At 69.2% G+C, this 21,834-nt stretch carries 23 protein-coding genes; 15 read left to right on the top strand and 8 right to left on the bottom strand.

Annotated elements, in window-relative coordinates; translation table 11 throughout:
- Positions 1-163 precede the first annotated feature (163 nt).
- The 5 genes from ATK30_RS23315 to ATK30_RS23295 all read right to left on the bottom strand — a co-directional run bounded on the left by ATK30_RS23315 (position 164) and on the right by ATK30_RS23295 (position 3,849).
- Positions 164-1,219, bottom strand: coding sequence for an alcohol dehydrogenase catalytic domain-containing protein (locus ATK30_RS23315; protein WP_101437420.1), 1,056 nt, complete (start codon positions 1,217-1,219; stop codon positions 164-166).
- 154 nt (positions 1,220-1,373) lie between these two features.
- Positions 1,374-1,724 (bottom strand): transcriptional regulator, encoded by a 351-nt coding sequence (locus ATK30_RS23310; RefSeq protein WP_101437419.1) that lies wholly within the window; start codon positions 1,722-1,724, stop codon positions 1,374-1,376.
- A gap of 72 nt (positions 1,725-1,796) precedes the next feature.
- Positions 1,797-2,615 carry an LLM class flavin-dependent oxidoreductase gene (locus ATK30_RS23305; RefSeq protein WP_167441985.1) on the bottom strand — a complete coding sequence of 273 codons (819 nt, stop codon included), beginning with the start codon at positions 2,613-2,615 and terminating at the stop codon, positions 1,797-1,799.
- Between the two features lie 68 nt (positions 2,616-2,683).
- Positions 2,684-3,367, bottom strand: a complete 684-nt coding sequence (locus tag ATK30_RS23300; RefSeq protein WP_101437417.1) for a metal-dependent transcriptional regulator — start codon at positions 3,365-3,367, stop codon at positions 2,684-2,686.
- Positions 3,368-3,408: 41 nt separating this feature from the next.
- Positions 3,409-3,849, bottom strand: coding sequence for a GNAT family N-acetyltransferase (locus ATK30_RS23295; RefSeq protein ID WP_101437416.1), 441 nt, complete (start codon positions 3,847-3,849; stop codon positions 3,409-3,411).
- A 43-nt stretch (positions 3,850-3,892) separates the two neighbouring features.
- On the opposite strand from ATK30_RS23295, the gene ATK30_RS46310 reads away from it, so the two are divergent.
- Positions 3,893-4,207, top strand: coding sequence for a TfoX/Sxy family protein (locus ATK30_RS46310; RefSeq protein WP_244194703.1), 315 nt, complete (start codon positions 3,893-3,895; stop codon positions 4,205-4,207).
- 13 nt (positions 4,208-4,220) lie between these two features.
- Here the strand turns inward: ATK30_RS46310 and ATK30_RS23285 are convergent, their stop codons facing one another.
- The gene (locus ATK30_RS23285; protein WP_101437415.1) at positions 4,221-5,798 is read right to left on the bottom strand and encodes an amidohydrolase; all 1,578 of its coding nucleotides are present in this window, start codon (positions 5,796-5,798) and stop codon (positions 4,221-4,223) included.
- A 47-nt stretch (positions 5,799-5,845) separates the two neighbouring features.
- On the opposite strand from ATK30_RS23285, the gene ATK30_RS23280 reads away from it, so the two are divergent.
- From ATK30_RS23280 to ATK30_RS23260, 5 genes are all read left to right on the top strand, one after another.
- A complete protein-coding gene (locus ATK30_RS23280; protein ID WP_101437414.1) occupies positions 5,846-6,589 on the top strand; it encodes an enoyl-CoA hydratase/isomerase family protein in 744 nt (247 codons plus the stop codon).
- Positions 6,586-8,121, top strand: a complete 1,536-nt coding sequence (locus tag ATK30_RS23275; RefSeq protein ID WP_101437413.1) for an ATP-dependent acyl-CoA ligase — start codon at positions 6,586-6,588, stop codon at positions 8,119-8,121. Before ATK30_RS23280 ends, ATK30_RS23275 begins: the two co-directional genes overlap by 4 nt.
- Positions 8,118-8,765 (top strand): TetR/AcrR family transcriptional regulator, encoded by a 648-nt coding sequence (locus ATK30_RS23270; protein ID WP_101437412.1) that lies wholly within the window; start codon positions 8,118-8,120, stop codon positions 8,763-8,765. Before ATK30_RS23275 ends, ATK30_RS23270 begins: the two co-directional genes overlap by 4 nt.
- A 46-nt stretch (positions 8,766-8,811) precedes the next feature.
- Entirely contained in the window at positions 8,812-9,138 is a 327-nt protein-coding gene (locus ATK30_RS23265) for a hypothetical protein (protein WP_009083750.1), read from the top strand.
- Positions 9,139-9,264: 126 nt separating this feature from the next.
- Positions 9,265-9,954: a 4'-phosphopantetheinyl transferase family protein gene (locus tag ATK30_RS23260; protein ID WP_101437411.1), complete on the top strand. Its 690-nt coding sequence runs from the start codon at positions 9,265-9,267 to the stop codon at positions 9,952-9,954.
- 3 nt (positions 9,955-9,957) lie between these two features.
- Here the strand turns inward: ATK30_RS23260 and ATK30_RS23255 are convergent, their stop codons facing one another.
- A complete protein-coding gene (locus ATK30_RS23255; protein ID WP_101437410.1) occupies positions 9,958-11,124 on the bottom strand; it encodes an isochorismate synthase in 1,167 nt (388 codons plus the stop codon).
- Between the two features lie 91 nt (positions 11,125-11,215).
- Positions 11,216-11,527 (bottom strand): integration host factor, actinobacterial type, encoded by a 312-nt coding sequence (gene mihF / locus ATK30_RS23250; RefSeq protein WP_050788348.1) that lies wholly within the window; start codon positions 11,525-11,527, stop codon positions 11,216-11,218.
- Positions 11,528-11,988: 461 nt separating this feature from the next.
- Between mihF and ATK30_RS23245 the strand changes: the two genes are divergently transcribed.
- From ATK30_RS23245 to ATK30_RS23205, 9 genes are all read left to right on the top strand, one after another.
- Positions 11,989-13,617 (top strand): long-chain fatty acid--CoA ligase, encoded by a 1,629-nt coding sequence (locus ATK30_RS23245; RefSeq protein WP_101437409.1) that lies wholly within the window; start codon positions 11,989-11,991, stop codon positions 13,615-13,617.
- A gap of 100 nt (positions 13,618-13,717) precedes the next feature.
- A complete protein-coding gene (locus tag ATK30_RS23240) occupies positions 13,718-15,022 on the top strand; it encodes an ABC transporter substrate-binding protein (RefSeq protein ID WP_101437408.1) in 1,305 nt (434 codons plus the stop codon).
- On the top strand, positions 15,019-15,930 hold the full coding sequence (locus ATK30_RS23235) for a carbohydrate ABC transporter permease (RefSeq protein WP_101437407.1): 912 nt from the start codon (positions 15,019-15,021) through the stop codon (positions 15,928-15,930). Before ATK30_RS23240 ends, ATK30_RS23235 begins: the two co-directional genes overlap by 4 nt.
- Positions 15,927-16,745, top strand: coding sequence for a carbohydrate ABC transporter permease (locus ATK30_RS23230; protein WP_167441984.1), 819 nt, complete (start codon positions 15,927-15,929; stop codon positions 16,743-16,745). The genes ATK30_RS23235 and ATK30_RS23230 overlap by 4 nt, the downstream gene beginning before the upstream one ends.
- Positions 16,746-16,833: 88 nt before the next feature.
- Entirely contained in the window at positions 16,834-17,304 is a 471-nt protein-coding gene (locus ATK30_RS23225; RefSeq protein ID WP_101437406.1) for a hypothetical protein, read from the top strand.
- A gap of 477 nt (positions 17,305-17,781) precedes the next feature.
- Entirely contained in the window at positions 17,782-19,497 is a 1,716-nt protein-coding gene (locus tag ATK30_RS23220; RefSeq protein WP_101437405.1) for a TIGR03767 family metallophosphoesterase, read from the top strand.
- A gap of 52 nt (positions 19,498-19,549) precedes the next feature.
- The gene (locus ATK30_RS23215) at positions 19,550-19,951 is read left to right on the top strand and encodes a PaaI family thioesterase (protein WP_101437404.1); all 402 of its coding nucleotides are present in this window, start codon (positions 19,550-19,552) and stop codon (positions 19,949-19,951) included.
- Between the two features lie 74 nt (positions 19,952-20,025).
- Positions 20,026-21,282, top strand: a complete 1,257-nt coding sequence (locus ATK30_RS23210) for a peptidase C39 family protein (RefSeq protein ID WP_208637404.1) — start codon at positions 20,026-20,028, stop codon at positions 21,280-21,282.
- 43 nt (positions 21,283-21,325) lie between these two features.
- Positions 21,326-21,832 carry a DinB family protein gene (locus ATK30_RS23205; RefSeq protein ID WP_244194702.1) on the top strand — a complete coding sequence of 169 codons (507 nt, stop codon included), beginning with the start codon at positions 21,326-21,328 and terminating at the stop codon, positions 21,830-21,832.
- Positions 21,833-21,834: the final 2 nt, after the last annotated feature.

Here is a 21,834-nt window from a genome sequence, read left to right as displayed (position 1 = left end):
ACGCCGCTCCGCGGCCGGCGGCCGCAGGAGTCACCCGGACGGGCGCTCCTGCGGCGGTTTCCCCTCGCCACTTGCCGCCAAGCTTCGGAGAATTCCACACCGCAGCGGGTCCCGCCAGGTCTCGGTCAGCTACAACTCGGACTCGGTTGCCGGCCGCCATTCGTCACCCGAACTCCACGACGGTCACTCCGGCCCGGGCAGGCACCGGATCGCTCATCGCGGCGAGTGCCGCTGGCACCCCGTCGAGCCCGATCCGCGTGCCGATCAACCCGGCCAGATCGATGCCCGACCGCTCCACCACCCCGAGCAATTCGGGGTATTCGTACGCCTGCAGCCCATGGATCCCGACGATCTCCAGCTCGCCACCGACCACCCGGTGCATCGGAATCGGCGGCACTCCCTGACTCGGCGGCATCAACCCGGCCTGCACGTGTCGGCCGCGCTTGCGCAAGCTGCCCACCGAAGCCGCACAGGTGGTCGGAGAGCCGAGACAGTCCAGCGACACGTGCGTACCGCCTTCAGTGCGCTCACGGACGTACGCAGCCAGCGCCTCCGGCCCATCGAACGCGCTGGCGTCGACACTCAGCACGGCGCCAGAACGCTCCGCCAACGCACGCGCCTGCGGCGAGACGTCGACCGCAACCACCTTCGCGCCCGCAGCGGCCGCGAGCAGGACCGCGGAGATGCCTACGCCGCCACAGCCGTACACAGACACCCACTGCCCCGCGCGTACGCCGCCCTGGCGCAACACTGCGCGGAAAGCCGTCCCGAAGCGGCAACCGAGTGCGGCAGCTTCCGCCGACGACATCGAGTCCGGCAACGCGACCAGGTTCGTCTGGGCATGCTCGATGGCGACCAGCTCGGCGAACGAACCCCAGTGGGTCGCGCCGGGCTGGAACTCGTCGTCGCAGATCTGCTGGTCGCCCTTAGCGCACTGCGCGCAAACGCCGCATGCGCACACGAACGGGACGGTCACCCGGTCGCCTTTCGCCCAGCCCTTGACGCCCGCGCCGACCTCGACGATCCGCCCGGCGAGTTCGTGCCCGGCCACATGCGGCAACTGGACCGCCTCGTCGTGCCCCTGCCAGGTGTGCCAGTCGCTGCGGCACACCCCGGTCGCCTCGACCGCAATGACGACCCCGCCGTCGGGGGTCACCGGATCCGGTACTTCCCGCACTTCCGGAAGCACCCCGAACTTTTCGATCACGACCGCACGCATGGGTCTGATCGTAGAAGCCGCCGGTTTCGGCCTCGGCGCGCGATGCCGAAGCCCGGCGCGTTCACGGGACGGGCCTTGGCGAACGCGGCGGACGGCGGCGCGCGGGCGTCGGGATACGCCGGCGCGCTTCGCCGTCCGCCGCGGCCGGGCGCGCTCAGGGGAGCGGCTGGCCCGGCTGATGGAACTGGCCGCGCGGACGCGGCGGGCCGAGCAGCCTGCGCAGCGACCCGTCCGGGACGCCGAGGATCTGCTCGAGATTTCGCAAGGCTCGCAACGATTCCGGGCGTTCCGGGCGGCAGCGTCCGGATTGCCAATGGCTCAAGGTCGCGAGACTAACCGTCGTTCCCCTTCCCCGCAGCCGATATCTGATGCGTTCCAGGCCGAGCCCGCGGGCCCGGATGGCCGCGCGCAGCGCTTCGGCGAACGGGCCGGTTTCGAGCAATTGCCCGAGCTCCCGTCCGCTTGTCCTCCCCCGGTCGATCGTCGGTGTTCGCTGACCGGTCATCGCACACGCTCCGAACCACGTCGCTGGGAAACCTCGGAGCGTAGGCCGGACAACGCATGATCGGAAGGGCTTTCACCCTTGTGCGGACAGTGCCCGGGCAATCGCGGCGAACGGTTCCGCATAGCCGGAATTGACCGTGACACAGGAAATCCCCCACCGCTCTCGCCAGCGGAGAAGCATTTCCCCAGCGGCGTCAGGGTTTTCTGGTACCACGGTGACCGCTTTTTCCTCGACCAGCTGAGGTATGTCGACCCCGGTGTAGCGCGCGAGCCGGGGAGAAGGCTTGTCCCCGATCGCGGTGAGATTCACCGCCACTTCGACGTCCCGGTCTCCCGCGAACGAGCGAAAAGTGTCCACAATGGAGTCAGCCTGCTCCTCGGTGGTGCGCGGTCCCCAGGCGAACGTCACGACGTCGGCGGTGCGCGCGGCGAGCGCGAGCATTTTGGGCCCGGAAGCCGCGAGCATGAGCCGGGGCCGCTCGGGGCGCTGCGCGAGCACCTCGATCGTGTCGGCCAGCCGGGCGACGCGTTCGCCGGGCGAAAGGAACTCGCGGCCCAGCGTCGCGGCGTGCTCGCCCGCTCCGGGATGGCCGACGCCCAGCCCCAGCAGGAAGCGGCCGCCGGTCGCCTGATGCAGCGAACCGGCCTGCCACGCGAGGTTCCGGGCGTCGCGGAACGGATCGGCCAGCACGAAGGTGCCGACGGTGAGCTTGCTCGTGACCGCGGCGGCGGCCGGAACGAGCGTCAACGGGTCGAGCCCGCCGACCGGGTCGGTCGCGAACATCGTGTCGAGACCCAGTTCCTCGATCCGGCGGGCCTGCGCGGTCCAGGACTCCAGATCCGGGGCGTACCCGGCGACGATGCCGAAGCGGAACGGCTTGGTAGTGGTCATGCCGACCATCGTCGGCGGACACACGGCCGGGCACATCCGCCCGGCAGCGACACTCGCGCGTACGCCCCTCAGCGCAGGGTGACCGACAACGCCTGCGCGATCTCCTTGCCGATGGCGTGCGTGGCCGCGTCCGGCGGCTGGCCGACCTTCACCACCATCGGCCCGCCGAACGGCTGCCGCTCGACCACCTCGATGCGTTCGCCGAGGCCGATCGCGTGCTCGGTGAGGTAGCGCAGCAGGTCCGGATCGGTGTCCCAGACGCGGACGATCTCGCCGACCGCACCGGGCGGCAGGTCGTCCAGAATGCGCATCGGGAGTTCCTCGACGCTGCCGTCCGGAGCCGGGATCGGATCGCCGTGCGGATCGCGCACGGGGTTGCCGAGCTTGGCCGCGATGCGCTCGACGAGCCGGTCGGAGACGGCGTGTTCCAGCGCGTCGGCCTCGGCGTGCACCTCGTCCCAGGTGTAGCCGAGTTCGGAGACGAGATAGGTCTCGATCAGCCGGTGCCTGCGCAGCACCGACCGCGCGAGCTGCCGTCCCTCCGAGGTCAGCTCGATGCCGCGGTAGGGCACGTGCGCGACCAGGCCGAGCTGCGAAAGCTTCGTGACCATGCCCGACGCCGACGACGGGCTCACCTCAAGCCGACCGGCCAGCGACGCGTTGGTGACCGCCTCGCCCCGCTCGACCAGCCCGTAGATCACCCGCACGTAGTCCTCGACCGACGACGACCTCCGGACGGAACCATCTCCCATGCCGCATACGATACGGGGCCCAGCCCGCGGGGGTCGGCCGGTCAGGGCCGCCAGCGGTAGCGGATCCAGCCCGGCACCGGCTCCGCGCCGAGCTGCGCGTAAAAGGCCTCCGCTTTCGCGTTGCCCGCCTGCATGTCCCATTCGACCCGGCCCGTCGTGCGGGCGCGCAGTGCGTCGAGCAGTTCCCGGCCCAGCCCGTGCCTGCGGTGCTCCGGGCGGATGAACAGGTCGTCGAGCCAGATGCCCGGACGGCCCTCCCACGTGGAGAAATTCCAGCTGCAGAAGGCGAACCCGGCGATGACGTCCGGGCGTCCGGGCGGCGTGCACATCAGCACCCACGCCTTGGGTTCCGGACCGAACAGGTGACCGCTCATCTCGGCGCGGTCGAGTTTGAGGTCGTGCTTCTCCTCGTAGACCGCGTGTTCCTCGATGAGGCTGCAGATTTCCTCGACGTCCTCGAAGACGGCGTCGCGAACGGGCATCGGGCGCCCCTTTCTTGTCGGTGGTGGCGGCTACGGTGCGGGAATGACTGAAGAGCGGTTCGAAGACCTGGTCGACGAGCTGCAGCTCTGCCCAGGCGTCACGCCGCCCCGGCCAGGGCGCGGCTTCGGTTCGCACGCGCTGAAGGTGCACGGGCGGATCTTCGCGATGTTCGTACGCGGCGAACTCGTGGTGAAGCTGCCGAAGGCGCGGGTGGACGAGCTGGTGGAGGGCGGCCACGGCGTGCGCTTCGACGCGAACAAGGGCGTCCCGATGAAGGAGTGGTTCGCGATGGATCCGGAGTCTCCGCTGGAGTGGAGTGCGGTGGCGAGGGAGGCGATGGCATTCGTAGGCAGCTGAACCGGCATTTCGATCACCCGGCCTCGTAACGGAGCTCGCCGCCCACCGCGGTGCCGAGCACCCGCGCGTCCTCCACTGTGGACAGTGGGTCCGCGGACAGCACCACGAAGTCCGCGAGCTTCCCCGGCTCGAGCGTGCCGAGATAGCTCTCCGCGAAGGTCGCGTAGGCCGAGCCGTACGTGTAGGCGCGCAGGGCCTCCGCCGGGGTCAGCGCTTCCTCCACCGAGAACGGTTCGCCGGTGGACGTCCGGCGGTGGACCATGTCGGCGAGGCCGAGCAGCGGGGCGCCGTCGACGACGGGGCGGTCTGAGCTGGCGGGCAGCACGCATCCGGCGTCGAGGAGGCTGCGGAGGCGGTAGCACCACGGCACCCGCGCTTCGCCGAGTGCCGCGCGCATGCCGTCGCCCAGTTCGTTCACGAACCGGCCCTGCGGGGACGCGATCAGGCCCAGCGACGCCAGCCGGGTCAGCTCCGCGGGCGGGAGCACGGCGCAGTGCTCGATGCGGTGCCGGTGGTCGGCGCGCGGGCTGGCGGCCAGGGCGGCTTCGTAGGCGTCGAGGACGACCGTGATGGCTCGGTCGCCGATGGCGTGGGTCGCGATTTGCCAGCCGGCGTCGTGCGCTTGGCGGATGGTGCGCGCCAGTTCGTCCTCGGGCACCTGGAAGTAGCCGCGGTTGTCCGGTTCGCCGTCGAACGGTTCGTGCATCGCGCAGGTGCGGCCGACCAGCGAGCCGTCGGCGAAGAGCTTCATCGGGCCGATGCGCAGCCACTCGTCGCCGAGGCCGGTGCGCAGGCCCAGGTCCAGGCCGAAACCGGCGCCGTCGGACAGGTCGTGCAGCACGCTCGCGGCGACCATCACCGTGCTGCGCACTCGCAGGACGCCGCGTTCGCGCGCGAGCTGGTACGCGGCCAGCTCGGCGGGTGTTTCGCCGACCAGGCCGCCGCCGATTCCGGCTTCCTGGACGCTGGTGATGCCCTCGGACAGGTACTGCTGGCTCGCCCGGTCAAGGCCCCGGATCACCGATTCGAGCGGCGTCGGGTACGTCAGCGGGCGCAGCAGCAGTTGCGCCTGCTCGCGCAGCAAACCGGTCGGCGAGCCGTCCGAGGACAGGACCACGTCGCCGCCGACGGGGACGTTCGCGAGGTCAAGCTGGTCGAGCACCGCGGAGTTGACCAGCGTCATGTGGCCGGACGTGTGCTTGAGCCGCACGAGCATGCCGGGCGCGGCACGATCCAGGCCGTGCCGGTCGGGATGCTCGCCGCCGGCGAGTTTGTTCTGGTCGTAACCGCTGCCGACGACCCAGCTCCCGGCGGGCAGCTCGGCCGCGCGCCGCGCCACCGCGTCGTACACCTCGTCGACGGTGCGGCAGTCGCTGAGCGGCACGTCGTCCAGGCCCATGCCGAACCAGGCCATGTGGTTGTGCGCGTCGTGGAAGCCGGGGGCGACGAAACCCCCGCCGAGGTCGACGCGGCGGCGGGCGGACAGTTCGCGCGCGTCGTCCCCCAGCGCCACGATCCGGCCGTGCAGCACCGCGAGCGCGGTGTCGCCGGTGACCAGCCTGGCGTTCTCGTACACCGCGTCAACCTGCATGCCTTCGACACTATCGATCGATCGATCGAACGTCTAGGCTCACCTCCATGAGCACCGTGGACCTGGCCGTCGAAGGCGGCATCGCGCAGATCCGGCTGAACCGGCCCGAGCGGCTCAACGCCGTCGCGCCCGTGCTGGTGGACGACTTCCTGACCGCGCTGGAGGAGGTCGCGCACAGCGACGCCCGCGTCGTGCTGCTGTCGGGCAACGGCCGCGCCTTCTGCGCCGGGCACGACCTGAAGGAACCCACCCCGGAGGGGGACTCCCGGACGAGGCTGGAGCGGCTCCAGGACGTCACGCGCCGGCTGCGCGCGCTGCGTCAGCCGGTGATCGCCGCCGTGCACGGGTACGCGATCGGCGCGGGCGCGGAGTTCGCGCTGGGCTGCGACCTGATCCTGGCCGCCGAGAACGCGGTGTTCGCGTTCCCCGAGGTGTCGCTGGGGCTGAGCGTCACCGGTGCCGCGTCGAGGCTGCTCCCGCTGCTGGTCGGGCCGGTCAAGGCCAAGGAGCTGCTGCTGCTCGGCGAGCGGATCGACGGCCGTCGCGCGCACGACATCGGGCTCGTCAACGCCGCGCTCCCGGCGGACGAGCTGATGCCGTTCGCGCTCGGCTGGGCGGAAAAGATCGCGCATCACCCGCCGGAGGCCGCCACGATGGCGAAGCGGGCGCTGGACGCCGGGATCGACCACGCCTTCGATTCGGCGCTGGAACTCGAGGTCACCCACGCTTTGATCACCGAGCACTCGGCCGCCGTCCGCGAGTCGACCGAAGCGTTCCGGAGCCGGGCGTGACGCCGCTGCAGAACGTCGACACCCTGGTCGCCCTGGTCACGCGGGCCGCGCAGCTCTGGCCGGAGCGCACGGCGTGGATCTTCGACAGCACCGGCGCCCGATTCACCTTCGCCGAGGTCGACGACCGCAGCGGACGCCTGGCGAAAGCGCTCCAAGACCACGGCGTCCAGGCAGGCGATCGCGTAGCGGTGATGCTCCGCAACGAGCCGGAATTCCCGCTCCTGTGGCTCGCGCTCGCCAAACTCGGCGCCATTCTGGTCCCGGTCAACATCAACTACCGCGAATTCGACGGCGCGCACGTCTTGCGCCACTCCGGCGCACGACTCGCGGTAGCCGCCGAAGAGTTCGTGGAACTGCTGGAGAAAATCGCGCCGGAAACGGCCGTGGAACGCGTCCTCACGCCGGACGCGCTTCAGTCGGAAACGTGCTGCGAGCCGCGATCGGTGGTCGCCGAACAGCCGGTCAACATCCAGTACACCTCCGGCACGACCGGCGCGCCGAAGGGCTGCGTGCTGCCCCACCGGTACTGGACCACGCTCGCGATCGGACTCGCCACCGGCTTCCCCGCCGTCGGCGAAGACGACATTCTGCTTACCGCCCAACCGTTCCACTACATCGATCCACAGTGGAACGTCGCGCTCGCGCTGGCCGCCGGTGCGACGCTCGTCGTGCTGGACCGCTTCCACCCGTCCACCTTCTGGGCGAAGGTCCGCGAGTACGAGGTCACCTGGTTCTACTGCCTCGGCCTGATGCCCACGCTGCTGCTGCGCCAGCCGCGGCATCCGGACGACCGGAACCACCGCGTCCGCGCGATCAGCGCGTCGGCGATCCCGCCCGACCTGCACGCTCAGCTGGAGGAACGCTGGGGCGTGCCGTGGTACGAGGCGTTCGGGATGACCGAGACCGGCGGCGACCTCCGGGTGTCCGAGGCCGATCACGACGCCGCGGTGGGCACCGGCTGCATCGGACGGCCGACCCGCGACCGCGAGGTGATGATCGCCGGAGAGGACGGGAAACCGTTACCGCGCGGCGAAACCGGCGAACTGCTGATCCGCGGCATCGGGCTGATGCACGGTTACCACGAAGATCCCGAAGCGACCGCACGCGCCTTCGCCGGCGGCTGGTTCCACACCGGCGACCTCGCGCGGATGGACGCCGAGGGCCGCGTCTACTACCTCGGCCGCACCAAGGACATGATCCGGCGCAGCGGCGAGAACATCTCCGCCGACGAGGTCGAGCGCGCGCTGCTGCAACATCCGAAAGTGCAGCTCGCGGCCGTGCTCGCGGTGCCGGACGAGCTGCGCGGCGAGGAAGTGAAGGCGTACGTCGTGTGCTCCGACGGCCGGCCGTCGCCCGAGGAGCTGGCGGAGTTCTGCGCGCGGCAGCTGGCGTACTTCAAGGTGCCGAGGTTCTGGACCTTCGCGGACGACCTGCCACGCACCCCGTCTGAACGCGTCGCGAAGGGCGAGCTGCGGAAGGTCGCCGACCTCCGTGCCGGCTCCTGGGACCGCAGCACCGGGGAGTGGCAGTGAGCAGCGCCGAACGAGTACGGGCGGCGGCCGTGAAACTGTTCGCCACCAAGGGTTTCCACGGCACAGGCATCCGGGATCTGGCCCAGGAAGCCGAACTTTCTTCGGCGACGCTCTACCACTACATGGGCACCAAGGAAGATCTTCTCGTCGAGATCATGACGACCTCGCTGCTCCGCCTGATCGACGCGGTCGCGAAGGCCACCGCGGGCAGCGACGATCCGGTGGTCCGGATGCGCACGCTGGTCGCGCTGCACGTCCTCGCGCATGCCGCCCAGCCGGGCGAAACCCGGGTGGTGGACAACGAAGTCGACGCGCTCTCGGCTCCGGCGCGTGCGCGAGTGGTCGCGCTGCGGGACGAATACGAGCGGTACTGGGCCAAGGCGATCGAAGACGGAGCCGCGGCGAATGTGTTCCACACCGCACAGCCGACCGTGACGCGGCTCGCATTGCTGGAAATGTGCAGCGGCGTGGCCAGATGGTATTCCCCGAAGGGCCCGCTCAAGCTCGAAGACCTGGCCACGCACTACGCGGAACTGGCCTTGCGGGTGCTCGGGCATCCGGTCGCGGTGCGTGCGCAGGACCTCCGGCAATGCCTCGAAGTGGTCGCCCAGGTGTGGGACTTGCCTGTCCAAGAGGGCTTTTAGCGCTGTACGCCTTGCTCAGACGGCGAACGTGGGGGACGCTCGAAGGGTGACTGAGCAAACGATCCAACTCGAACTGGACGACTCGGGACTCTCGCCTGGCCTGCCCGCACCCTCAAACCCGCGCGATCAGGTCCAGGACGTGCCGTATCGACCAGTCGAGTTTCGTGACGACGACCTGCCCAGCGCGCTCGAGCGCTGTGCAGTATGGCTGCGCCAAGCGCAGGAGTGGCTGGGAGAACCGCTCGACGTCCTCGCGATCCACCTAGACTACGACGAGCGACAGGGTTCGCCCTACTACGACGTGAAATTGCTGTGCAACGAGGAGGACCTAGCCGGGGTCCCCATCGCGATGCGCAACAAAGACAAGTCGTAACACTCGTTATCCAGCCGCGAAGGCCCTCTCGGACTCCGAGGGGGCCTTCGCCGCGTCCGGGATAGGGGCATGACAAACCTCGGCGCGCCCCGGCAAGATCGGAGGCGGACGAGGGAGGGTACGCCGGTGACCGAAATCGTGGTGCGCTGGTCCGAACCGCTGGCCGCGGAGGATCGCTACCTGAAGCTGCTGGACGACCTGGAACGAGGCCGCTACGACGCGTACCGGCTCGAAATCGACCAGCGCCGTTTCCTGACCGGCCGGGTGCTCGCGAAGACCCTCGTCGCGGAACGGCTCGGGGGCGCGGCCGAGTCCGTGCGCTTCGACGCGACCTGCGACGACTGCGGCAAACCGCACGGCCGTCCGCGCGTGCCGGGCTCGGACCTGGTGCTGTCGATTTCGCATTCGGGCACTCTGATCGGTCTCGCGGTCACCGACGGGGTGCCAGTAGGCCTCGACGTCGAAACGGCCACCCGCAGGGCGGACGCCTCGCTCGTGGAGTACGCGCTGAGCCCGGCCGAGCGGGAAGCTGTCGCGGGCCTGTCGGACGAGGAGCGCTCGGCAGCCTTCTTCATCTACTGGACGCGCAAGGAAGCGGTGATGAAGGCCACCGGCAAGGGCCTGAAGATCCCGCTGCAGAGCATCACGTTCTCCCGCTACGACGCTCCCGCCGAACTGGTGGCGTCCGGCGACGAAGCACTCGACCCCGCGCGCACCCGGCTCGCCGACCTCAAGGCGGCCGACGGGCACCGGGCGGCGGTGGCGGCGCTGACCGCGGACAGCCTGAGCGTCACCGAGGAGCACTGGCTGCCGTAAGCCTCACGAGGCGCTGTCGTCCAGCCCCATCGCGCCGAGCAGCGTGCGGAACTTCGCGATCGTCTCCTGGTACTCGGTGTCCGGGTCCGAGGCGGGCACGATGCCGCCGCCCGCGAAGAGCCGCATCGACTTCTCGGCCACTTCGGCGCACCGGATCGCGACGGCCCATTCCCCGTCTCCCGCGGCGTCGACCCAGCCGACCGCGCCCGCGTAGTACCCGCGATCGAACGGCTCCAGCTCCTGCACGAGGTCGCGCGCGGCGACGGTCGGGGTGCCGCAGACCGCCGGCGTCGGGTGCATCGCGGCGGCGAGGTCGAGGGCGGTCACCGAACGGTCCGCCAGCTCGCCAGTGATGGACGTCCGGAGATGCCAGATCGCGGGCGTGGAGACCAGCTCAGGGCCGGCGGGGACGTCGAGCTTGCGGCAGAACGGCCGCAGCGACTCGATGACGTAGTCGATCACCAGGTCATGCTCTTCCCGGTCCTTCGCGGACGCGAGGAGGGCTTCGCCGTTGGCCCGGTCGGTCTCCGGATCAGCCGAACGAGGCATCGACCCGGCGTGCGGGGTCGTGTACACGGAGTCGCCAGTCCGGGAAAGCAGCAGCTCAGGGGTGGCCCCGACGAGCGTGCGCCCGCCGGGCAGTTCGGCGGCGTAAGTGAAATGGCACGGATTGCCGCGCGCGAGGTTGCGCACGATCGCCTCGACCGGGATCGGCGCGTCGAATTCCAGCTCGAGCGCACGCGCCAGCACGGCTTTGCGCAGATCACGGTCGCGCAGGGCGGCGACGGCCGCCCGCACGTTCTCGCGGTGGCCGTCGGCGGACGGGAGCCGCCGCGTGGCCACGGGGGCGGGCAGGTCGGCGGCGGGCGGCGCGGCAGAGGCCTCGGCTTGCGCCTGGGCGCGATGCACCGTCCGGGGCAGCACGAGGTGCCCCGGCGAGGCAGCGCCGGGTCCGGTGTCGAACGGCAGCACGCCGACGGCGAGCGGCACGCCGGATCGGTCCAGCTCAGCGGCTGCCGAGCGGGCGAGGCGGCGAGGGTCGGCGTCGGTGACGGTCCCGAGCGCGCCGCGGGCGAGCAGGGCGCGCCGGGCGGTCGCGAACAAGAAGTCGCCACGCTGGTAGCGGACGGTGGTCTCGGCCGGGGTCGCCGGCGCGGTACTGGTCGTCACTCCACCAGCGTCTCAGGATCCGGGAGCGCCGCGGGGAAAGTGTCGCCGGTGCAACACCTCGCGCACCTTCCCCGCGGCCGCCGGATCAGCGTTACTTGAGCGCGTCGATCAGCGCTTCGCGCTGCCGTTCGCCCAGGCCAGCGGCCCGGCGGTCGGGGTCGATCCCCGCCTGCTCGAGCAGCGCGGCGACCTTGACCGCGCCCAGGCCGGGCACCGCCTTGAGGAGCTGCGTGACCTTCGTCTTGCCGATGGTCTTGTTCTCCTTGGCCTGCTTGAGCACCGACTCGATGCTCTCCTTGCCGGACTTGATCGAAGCGAGCAGCTCCGAGCGCGCCTTACGAGCCTCTGCCGCCTTGGCGAGGGCCTCGGCGCGCTGCTCCGGAGTCAACGTGGGCAGAGCCAACGTAATGTCCTTTCCTCTCAGGTCTCCGCTTTCGCGGCCGACGGTCTCAGCCGATGCTTGCAGCTGCAAGCGCTGGCCAGCCGTCACTTACCACGGCCCCAGTAAACGCCACGTGCGCGCGGTCCGCGCAACCGACACGCACTTATCACCCGTCGACGGGCGCGGCGGACCTGCGCGAGGGGACCCCTCGCGACCTGTGGAAACGGCCCGGAAGGGCGCATTTTCGACCCTATTACCTCACCCGAACGAGAGTGTATTTCAACGCAGTTAACACAACGCGTTTTCTTGCCCCGCAACAGAAACCGCGACAGAAGTGGATCATGAAACAGTGGGGCCGCCACCCGATGGCGGGAGACGGCCGACAAGCCGTGACCGAACTTGTTCGTGCCCGATCCGGCGGTTCCGCATTAGAGTCGGGCGCACCCCAGTTCACCGGCGAACGAGCACCACGGGAGTCACCCATGTTGAGCACGATGCAGGACGGACAGCTGTCGCTCGCGAAGCTGCTGCGCCACGGCACGAAGGTGCACGCCAAGAGCGAAGTCGTCACCTGGACCGGTTCAGAAGCCCGCCGGGAGACCTACGCGGAGCTTGGCAAGCACGCCGCGCGGCTGGCGAACGCGCTGCGCGGTCTCGGCGTCACCGGCGACCAGCGGGTCGGCACGTTCATGTGGAACAACGCCGAGCACCTCGCGGCCTACCTGGCAGTGCCCGCCATGGGCGCGGTGCTGCACACGCTGAACATCCGGCTGTTCCCGGAGCAGCTGGTCTTCGTGGCGAACCACGCGGAGGACCACGTCGTCATCGTCGACGGCACGCTCGTGCCGCTGCTGGCGAGCAACCTGCCGGGGATGAAGACGGTCAAGCACGTGATCGTGGCCAACGGCGACGCGTCCGCGCTCACCGCGCCCGAGGGCGTGACCGTGCATTCCTACGACGAGCTGCTGGCCGCGCAGCCCGACGAGTTCGACTGGCCGGAGATCGACGAGCGATCGGCGGCCGCGATGTGTTACACGTCCGGCACCACGGGTGACCCGAAGGGCGTCGTCTACTCGCACCGATCGATCTGGCTGCACTCGATGCAGGTCTGCATGACCGACAGCATGCGGCTCGCCCAGGAAGACCTCGCGCTCGCGATCGTGCCGATGTTCCACGCGATGTCGTGGGGCCTGCCGTACGCGGCGATGATGGTCGGCGCGTCGCTGCTGATGCCGGACCGGTTCCTGCAGCCCGCCCCGATCGCCGCGCTGCTGGCCGCGGAGAAGCCGACCTTCGCCGCCGCGGTGCCGACGATCTGGCAGGGCCTGCTCGCGCACCTGGACGCGAACCCGCAGGACATCAGCCACGTGCGCGAGGTGGTCGTCGGCGGGTCGGCCGCGCCGCCGTCGCTGATGCACGCCTTCGAGGAGCGCTACCACGTGCCGATCCTGCACGCGTGGGGCATGACCGAGACGTCGCCGCTGGGCAGCGTCGCGCGTCCGCCCGCCAGCTCGACCGGCGAGGAGCGCTGGGCCTACCGCTACACCCAGGGCCGCTTCCCGGCGTCCGTGGCGGCCCGGCTGATCGGCGACAACGGCGAGGAGCTGCCGTGGGACAACGAGGCGGTCGGCGAGCTGGAGGTGTCCGGTCCGTGGATCGCCGGCGCCTACCACGGCGGATCGGACGTCGACCCGGAGAAGTTCCACGACGGCTGGCTGCGCACCGGCGACGTCGGCAAGATCAGCCCGGACGGCTTCCTGACCCTGACCGACCGCGCCAAGGACGTGATCAAGTCCGGCGGCGAATGGATCTCGTCGGTGGACCTGGAGAACGCGGTGATGGGGCATCCGGCGGTCGCCGAGGCGGCGGTGGTCGGCATCCCGGACGAGAAATGGGACGAACGCCCGCTGGTCGCCGTCGTGCTCAAGGAAGGCCAGCAGGCCACCGCTGAGGAACTGCGCGAGTACCTGTCGGACAAGGTCGCGAAGTGGCAGCTGCCGGAGAACTGGACGTTCGTGGAGGAGGTGCCCAAGACGAGTGTCGGCAAGTTCGACAAGAAGCGGCTGCGCGCGTCCTACTCCGAGGGAAAGCTCGACATCTCACACCTCTGAGCGGTAAATCTCCGGCGAGTTGTCGGCCTGGGAAGGGTTCCGTGAGGGAATCTGGTGCGGGGCAAGGAGCCCTTCCCAGCACGTCGGAGGAGAACTGGGGATGCAGCAGCGGAGCAGGAGGGCGTTCCTGTCGTTGGCGGGAACGGCGGCACTGGGCGGCCTCGCGGCCGCGTGCGGGTCGAACACCGGGCGGCCGGGGGATCCGCCGCCGTCCACGGCGATGTCGGCGGGCGTCTCGACCCCGTCGCAGGCCCCGAAGGTCACGCTGCAGCAGTGGTACCACGCCTACGGCGAGGACGGCGTGCAGGAAGCCGTCAAGAACTACGCGGCCAGCTATCCGGGCGCGAAGGTCAACGTGGTGTGGAACCCCGGCGACTACGATTCGAAGATCGTCACCGCGCTGCAGAACAGCCCGGTGCCGGACGTCTTCGAAGCGCAGGTGAAGATCGACTGGGTCCGGCAGAACCAGGTGGTGGCGCTCGACGACATCATCGGACCGGTCAAGAACGACTTCAGCCCCGCCGTGCTCGCCGCGCAGACCGTGGAGGGCAAGGTCTACGGCATTCCGCAGGCCACCGACACGCAGGTCCTCTTCTACCGCAAGAGCATGCTGCAGGCCGCCGGCGTGCAGCCGCCGCAGACGGTGGACGAGCTGATCGACGCCGCGGGCAAGCTGTCGAAGGACGGCGTGAAGGGCTTCTTCGCGGGCAATGACGGCGGTGTCGGCACGCTCACCGGCCCGCTGCTGTGGTCTGCCGGACTGGACTACCTGAAGAACAACAACCGCGAGGTCGGCTTCGACGATCCGCGCGCGGCCGCCGCGTTCAGCAAGCTGCGCGCGTTGAACACCAGCGGTTCCCTGCTGCTCGGCGCGCCCGCCGACTGGTCGGATCCGGGCGCGTTCGTCGACGGGCTCTGCGCGATGCAGTGGACCGGGCTGTGGAACGTCCCGAAGATCCGCGACGCGCTCAACGACGACTTCGGCGTGCTGCCGTTCCCGAAGCTGGACGACAGCGGCAAGCCGTCCGTTCCGGTCGGCGCGTACGGCGCGATGGTCAACGCGAAGAGCGCGCACGTCAACGAGGCCAAGGCGTTCGTGAAGTGGCTGTGGATCGACCAGACCGACAACCAGCTGGAGTTCGCCACCCGCTACGGCTTCCACGTGCCCGCCCGGCAGAGCCTGATCGACAAAGCACAGACGCTGCAGAGCGGTCCGGCCGCCGACGTGGTCAACTTCGTCAAGGAGAACAGCCACCTCATCGGCGGTCCAGTGTGGACGCAGACCTCGAACACCGCGCTGTCGGACGCGGTCGCGAAGATCGCCAAGGAGGGCGCGGACCCGGTGGCGCAGACGAAGGCCGCGGTCACCGTCGCGCAGGCCGAGCTGAAACGCCTGTTCGGATGAAGCTGTCCCGGAAAAGCCGGGACACGGTGGCGTTCTGGGGGTTCGTGGGTCCGTTCCTGCTCGGCCTGGCGATCTTCGCCTACGTGCCGATCGGGTGGAGCCTGTACCTGTCGTTCTTCGACGCGCGCAATACGGTCACCCCCAGCGTCTTCGTCGGACTGGACAACTACGCGCACATGCTCTCCGACGGCCCGTTCGTCGCGAGCCTGGGCACATTCAGCGTGTTCGCGCTGTTCATCGTGCCGCTGACGTACGTGCTGTCGCTCGCCTTGGCGGTCGGCGTGAACCAATTGCGGTTCGCGCGGGCGTTCTTCCGCTCGGTGTTCTTCCTGCCGTTCGCGTGTTCGTACGTGGTGGCGTCGCTGATCTGGAAGACGTCGCTGTTCTCCGGCGTCCGCTACGGTCTCGCGAACACCGTGCTCGGCGTCTTCGGCATCGACCCGGTGGCGTGGACCGGCACCGTGCACCCGCCGCTGTATTGGGTGGTGCTGGTGACCGCTCGGCTGTGGCTGCAGCTCGGCTTCTACATGATCCTGTTCCTCGCTGCGCTGCAACGGATTCCGCGACATCTGTACGAGGCGGCGTGGCTCGACGGCGCGAAGCCGGGCTGGCAGGTTTTCCGGCACATCACGCTGCCGCAGCTGCGCGCGACGTCGGTGGCCGTGCTGCTGCTGAACCTGATCAACGCCTATCAGGCGTTCGACGAGTTCTACAACATCATGGGCGATTCCCGGGGTTATCCGCCGTTCGCGCGGCCGCCGCTGGTGTACCTCTATTACACGTCGCTCGGCTCCGGCGGCCAGGATCTGGGCCGCGGCAGCGCGGGCGCGATCATCCTGGCGCTGCTCATCGCCGTGGTGACTCTCCTGCAGGGCAGGCTTTTCCGGTTCGATCGGAGCGCGACATGATCCGCGCGGTGTTTCGCTGGACGGCGCTCGCGGTGTCCGCGATCCTCTTCCTGCTGCCGTTCTACCTGTTGCTGCGCAACGGCCTCGCGTCCCGTGCGGAGATCACCGCGCCCGGCTGGACGCTGTGGCCGAAGCAGATCCACTGGGAGAACTTCACGAAGCTGTTCGACCAGCAGGACGTGCCGTTCGCGCGCAGCATCGTGAACTCGGTGGTCGTCGCGGTGCTGCAGACCGTCGGCCTGCTGGTCGTGTGCTCGCTCGCCGGCTACGGCTTGGCGCGCGTGCCCTACCGCTACTCGAAGCCGGTGTTCTACGCGGTGCTGGCGACGCTGATGATCCCGACGTCGGTGACGTTCGTGCCGAGTTTCGTGGTCGTGTCGACGCTGGGCTGGCTTTCGGATTTCCGCGGCCTGGTCATCCCGGGCCTGTTCAGCGCGTTCAGCGTTTTCCTGTTCCGGCAGTATTTCCTGGACTTCCCGAAGGAACTCGAAGACGCCGGCCGCGTCGACGGCCTGTCCCGGTGGGGCGTCTTCCGCAAGATCGTGGTGCCGAACTCGCGCGGCTTCTTCGCCGCGATCGCGGTGATCACCGTGATCGGCAGCTGGAACGCGTTCCTGTGGCCGCTGATCATCGCGCAGTCGCCGGACTCGTGGACGGTGCAGGTCGCCCTGTCCGGACTGCTGACCGCACAGAACCCCCAGCTCAACCTGCTGTTCCTGGCCGCGGCGCTGTCGATCCTCCCGATCGTGGTGCTCTTCGCGTTTCTCCAGCGCTATCTGGTGCGCGGCGTCACCGAATCTGGGTTAAAAGGCTGAAAACCGTCACATCGCCCGGCCACCGCGCGTAACGTTTCGCCGTTAGCCGCCGACGACTCACCGTCGCCACAGTCGCAGGAGTGCACCCATGACGGACCCGTATCAGCAGCAGCCCTACCCCGGCCAGGACCCGGCGCAGGGCCATCCGTCCGGTCCGGTGCCCGCGCCCGGATATCCGTCCGGGCCTACGCCGGCGCCGGGCTACTCCTCCGCGCCGGTGCCCTATGGAGCGCCGATGTACGGCTCGCCGTACGCCGCCCCGTACCCGGGAGCCGTGCCGCTGAAGACGAGCGGGCTCGCGGTGGGCGGCATGGTGGTCGGGATCGTCGCGCTGATCTTCTTCTGGGTCCCGTTCTTCGACGTGGTCGCGGCGATCACGGCGATCGGGCTGTCCTGGGCCGGGATGGTGCAGGCCGGGAAGCCCGGGTGGACTGGGCAGGGGATGGGGATCGCCGGACTGGTGTGCGGGATTTTGGCCGCGATCCCGGCGGTGATCTTCTTGATCTGGTTCTTCGTGTCGTTGTCCGCGGTGGGGGCTACCTGCGCGTTCTACTGCTGAGGGGTCTACTGCCGAGGGGTCTTGGGGCCTGCTCGTCGCCTGGCGGCGACATTGCATGCGGGTGTGCGTGGGGCACCCCGAAGCTTGATTGTGCTGACGGTTCAGGGGTGCTTGTCAAGGCGGGAAAGATGCCTTGACAAGCACCCCTGAACCGCAGAGGAGGCTTCGTATCGGGGTGCGGGGGTGGTGTGGGTGCCTCGATTGTTGGGTGCGGTGGCGGCGGCTTCTTGGGGGACGGTTGGTCGCGAGGGGGCTCTTGGGGGGAATCAGGGTCCGTGAGAGTGGCCCTCAGGGACGGGCTGTGGGTGGTGATCTCCCCCTCCGTTCGGCGGTAGTGGCACCCGTCGTCGTGTGACAGAGTCTCCCGCGTTGTCACGGCGAATGTGAGAGAGCTTCGCGTTCTGCTCCGGAGTAGTTCACCGAGGCGTCATGGGCGTCCGGGAGCGTGCTGGGGCACGGCGAGACGGGGAGTGAGACATGGCGGAACTGACCAGGCGGGCGTTCACCACCGCGGGCGTGGCCGGAGTGGGGTTGCTGCTCTGCACTCCGACGGCCAACGCGCTGGACCGTGCGTTGAACCGGACCGCGCGGCGGGCTGTCCGGACCGCCGGGACCACGCTTGACCAGGCTGCTTCCGGTGCGCCCACCGGGTACTCGCGGTTGTCCGCCGGGCCTGGCTGGCCGGTCTCCGTCCGGTCGGATCTCGTCGAGGGCAAGTCCGGCCGCGACGACCGGCGGACCGCGCTCGGGGCGTTCGTGCAGTTCACCGATCTGCATATCACCGACACTGAATCGCCCGCCCGGTTCGAGTATCTGCATCCGTTCATCGGGTCCGCGCACCGGCCGCAGGAAACGCTCGGCACGGTCGCGACCAGCGCGCTCGTCAAGCGGGTCAACAGTCTCGGCGCGGGGCCGTTCACCGGGCGGCAGTTCGACTTCGTCATGACCACCGGCGACAACACCGACAATCACGAGCTTCTCGAACTCGACTGGTTCCTCACCACGCTCAACGGCGGCGCGATCACGCCCAACTCCGGCGACCCGAACCGCTACGAGGGCGTCCAGGCGTCCGGCAACCCGGAATTCTGGAACCCGGGCACCCGGCTCGCCGACGACTACACCAAAAAGGGCTTCCCGCAGATCCCCGGCCTGCTCGAGGCCGGCATCGCGCCGTTCACCGCGCCCGGGCTGAACCTGCCCTGGTACTGCACGTTCGGCAACCACGACGACAGCGTCGTCGGCACGCTGCCGGAGGGCATTCCGGGCATTGAGGCCTGGTACACCGGCAAATACAAGGTCATCGGCAAGGACGAGAGCAGCGCGCGGAAGCTCGGCACCGCCATCCAGAACGGGCAGAGCGTGCCGCTCGCCGAACTGTTCGGCGGCGGCACCGTCCGCGAGGTCACGCCGGACCCGCGACGGCGTCCGTTCAGCACCTCGGAGTTCGTCAAGGCGCATCTGGCCGCGAAGAACACCGGGCCGGGACCGGTCGGGCACGGCTTCACCGACGCCAACTCCGACGGCCTGAACGTCTACTACACCTTCCGCATCGCACCCGGCGTCACCGGAATCAGCCTCGACACCACCACGCAGGGCGGGTTCGCCGACGGTTCGATCGGGCTCGCGCAGTTCAACTGGGTCGAGGCGACGCTCAAGCGGAACAGTTCGACCTACTACGACTTCTTCGGCCGCAAGGTCACCCATTCCGTCACCGACGAGCTGTTCGTCCTCTTCAGCCACCACACCAGCGGCACCATGGGCAACCTCCTGCCCGACGCCCGCCACCTGCTCGACCCGCGGCTCAACGGAGACACGTTCGTCGCGATGCTGCAACGCTTCCCGAACGTCGTGGCCTGGGTCAACGGGCACACCCACCTCAACAAGATCACCCCGCACGTCGGCAAGACCCCGGCGCAGAGCTTCTGGGAGATCAACACCGCCAGCCACATCGACTTCCCGCAGCACGCGCGGATCATCGAACTGGCCGACAACCACGACGGCACGCTCTCGCTGTTCACCACGCTCATCGAGGCCGACGCCCCGTACGCCGTGGACTACTCCGCCCGCACCACCGACGCGCTCGCCTCGATGTACCGCGAGTTCTCCTACAACGACATCCACGCGAACCTCAGCCGCGTCGGCGAGGCGGGCGACCGCAACACCGAGCTGCTGCTGCCTAACCCGCTCAGTTGATTACCCCCGAGGTAATCGACGCCACGCACCCGGTTGCGGTTGACTGCTCGGCATGACCGACGTCGAAGGCACGCAACTGTTCCACAAGACGATGCCGTTCAGCGAACGGCTCGGCATCGAGGTGCTGGAGCACGGCGCGGACCTGGTCCGCAGCCGGATCGCGTGGGACGAATCACTGTGCACGCTCGGCGGCGTGCTGCACGGCGGCGTCCTGATGGCGCTGGCGGATTCGACCGGCGCCGTCTGCGCGTTCCTCAATCTGCCCGAGGGCGCGCAGGGCACGACGACACTGGAGTCCAAAACGAACTTCCTGCGCGGCGTCCGTTCGGGGTACGCCACCGCGTCGTCCAGACCACTGCATGCCGGGCGCCGCGTCGTGGTCGTCGAGACCGAAATCCACGACGACGACGGCAAGCTCGCCGCGAAAATCACCCAGACGCAAGCAGTGTTGTAGCGGCGGCTCTTTACTTACCCGCTCCGGAAGGCGAAAATCTTTGGCTACCACTGGGGTCTGGGGACGGAGCCGGAATGCAGGTTCGCGGGTTGGTCACGTTACTGTCCATCGTCATGCTCACGGCTGGTGCGGCGCAGGCCGCCGCGGAACCGCAGCACGCGCGTAACGACGAAGCCATCGACTACCACGAATGGTCGTCCGGCTCGTTCTTCGCGGGCCGGCTCGACGGGCTCGGCTTCGGTTACGGCGGCCTGCGGATCACGCACCCGGCGGGCAGCGTCGTGCACACTGAACCGGGGCTCGGCACCACGCGCACCTACGACTACGGCACCTGGACGTCGCCGAGCTACCGGCAGGGCTTCGACGCGACGCAGCTGATCGCGTCGTGGAACGCGCGCACCCCGGCGAAGACGTGGCTGGAGGTGCAGGCTCGCGGCCGGACTTCGGCGGGGGCCGAGACCACCTGGTACACGATGGGCCGCTGGGCCAGCGGGGACGGCGACATCCACCGCACCAGCGTCGACGGGCAAGACGACGCCAACGCCTCGGTCGACGTCGACACGCTCGCCACGAAGGCGGGCATCACGCTGCGCTCGTACCAGCTGCGCGTGACGCTGTACCGAGAACAGGGTTCGCCGACGACGCCGACGCTGTCCTCGCTCGGCGCGATGACCTCGAACGTTCCGGACCGGTTCGACGTCCAGACCACCAAGCCCGGCCGGGCGCGCGGCATCGAGCTGAAGGTGCCGCCGTTCGCCCAGAACATCCACAAAGGACAGTTCCCGCAGTACGGCGGTGGCGGCGAAGCGTGGTGCAGCCCGACGTCGACGGAGATGGTCGCCGAATACTGGGGCCGCAAGCCGTCCGCGGAGCAGATGGACTGGATCCCGGCGGACTACCAGGACCGGTCGGTCGTCTACGCCGCGCGCGGCACCTATGACTACGCGTACGACGGCACCGGCAACTGGCCGTTCAACACCGCGTACGCCGCAACGCTCGGGTTGCGCGGACACATCACGCGACTGCACGACCTCAACGAACTCGAGGACTACATCGCGCGCGGCATCCCGGTGATCACTTCGCAGTCGTTCCTGGCCAGCGAGTTGGACGGCGCGGGCTACGGCACGGCCGGGCACCTGATGGTCGTCGTCGGCTTCACCCAGGCGGGCGACGTGATCGCGAACGACCCGGCGTCCAGCTCCGACGGCCGCGTGCGCACGGTGTACAAGCGCGACCAGTTCGAGAAGATCTGGCAGCGCACGAAGCGGCACACCGAGACCGGCGCGGTGGCGGGCGGGCCGGGCGGGATCGTTTACCTCATCACGCCGTAAAACCGCTGGTTCGTCAGGCCGTTCCGGAGCTACGGTGCCCCTCGTGACCGAGCCGCCGGATACGCTGTCGGACCCCCGAGAACTGCTCCTCGCTTACCTCGACTACTACCGGGCAACGCTGCTGCGCAAGCTGGACGGCCTGTCCGACGACGAGCTGCGCACCAGCAGGCTTCCTTCGGGCTGGACCCCGCTCGAGCTGCTCAAGCACCTCGCGTTCGTGGAACGGCGATGGCTGCGCTGGGGTTTCGCGGGCGAAAACGTGGATCCGGTCTGGGGCGAGAGCGATCCCGAGACCGGAAAGTGGTCGGTCGGCGCGGACGAATCGGCGGAGTCGATTCGGGCGCTTTTCCTGGAGGAATGCGCGGCCTCCCGCGCGATCGTGTCCGGCGCGCGGCTGGAGGACATCGCCCGCGGCCGCGACCGCTTCGATTCCCCGGCACGGCCGCCCGCCTTGAGCTGGATCCTCTTTCATCTGCTTCAGGAGTACGCCCGGCATGTCGGTCAGCTGGATGTGGTGCGCGAGCTGCTCGACGGGGCGACCGGTGAGTAGCG

Origin of the sequence: Amycolatopsis echigonensis (assembly GCF_002846615.1) — a bacterium.
GTDB classification, from domain to species: Bacteria; Actinomycetota; Actinomycetes; order Mycobacteriales; family Pseudonocardiaceae; genus Amycolatopsis; species Amycolatopsis echigonensis.
Note: the sequence above shows the minus strand (reverse complement) of the source record. Positions and strands in the feature narration are given on the sequence as shown.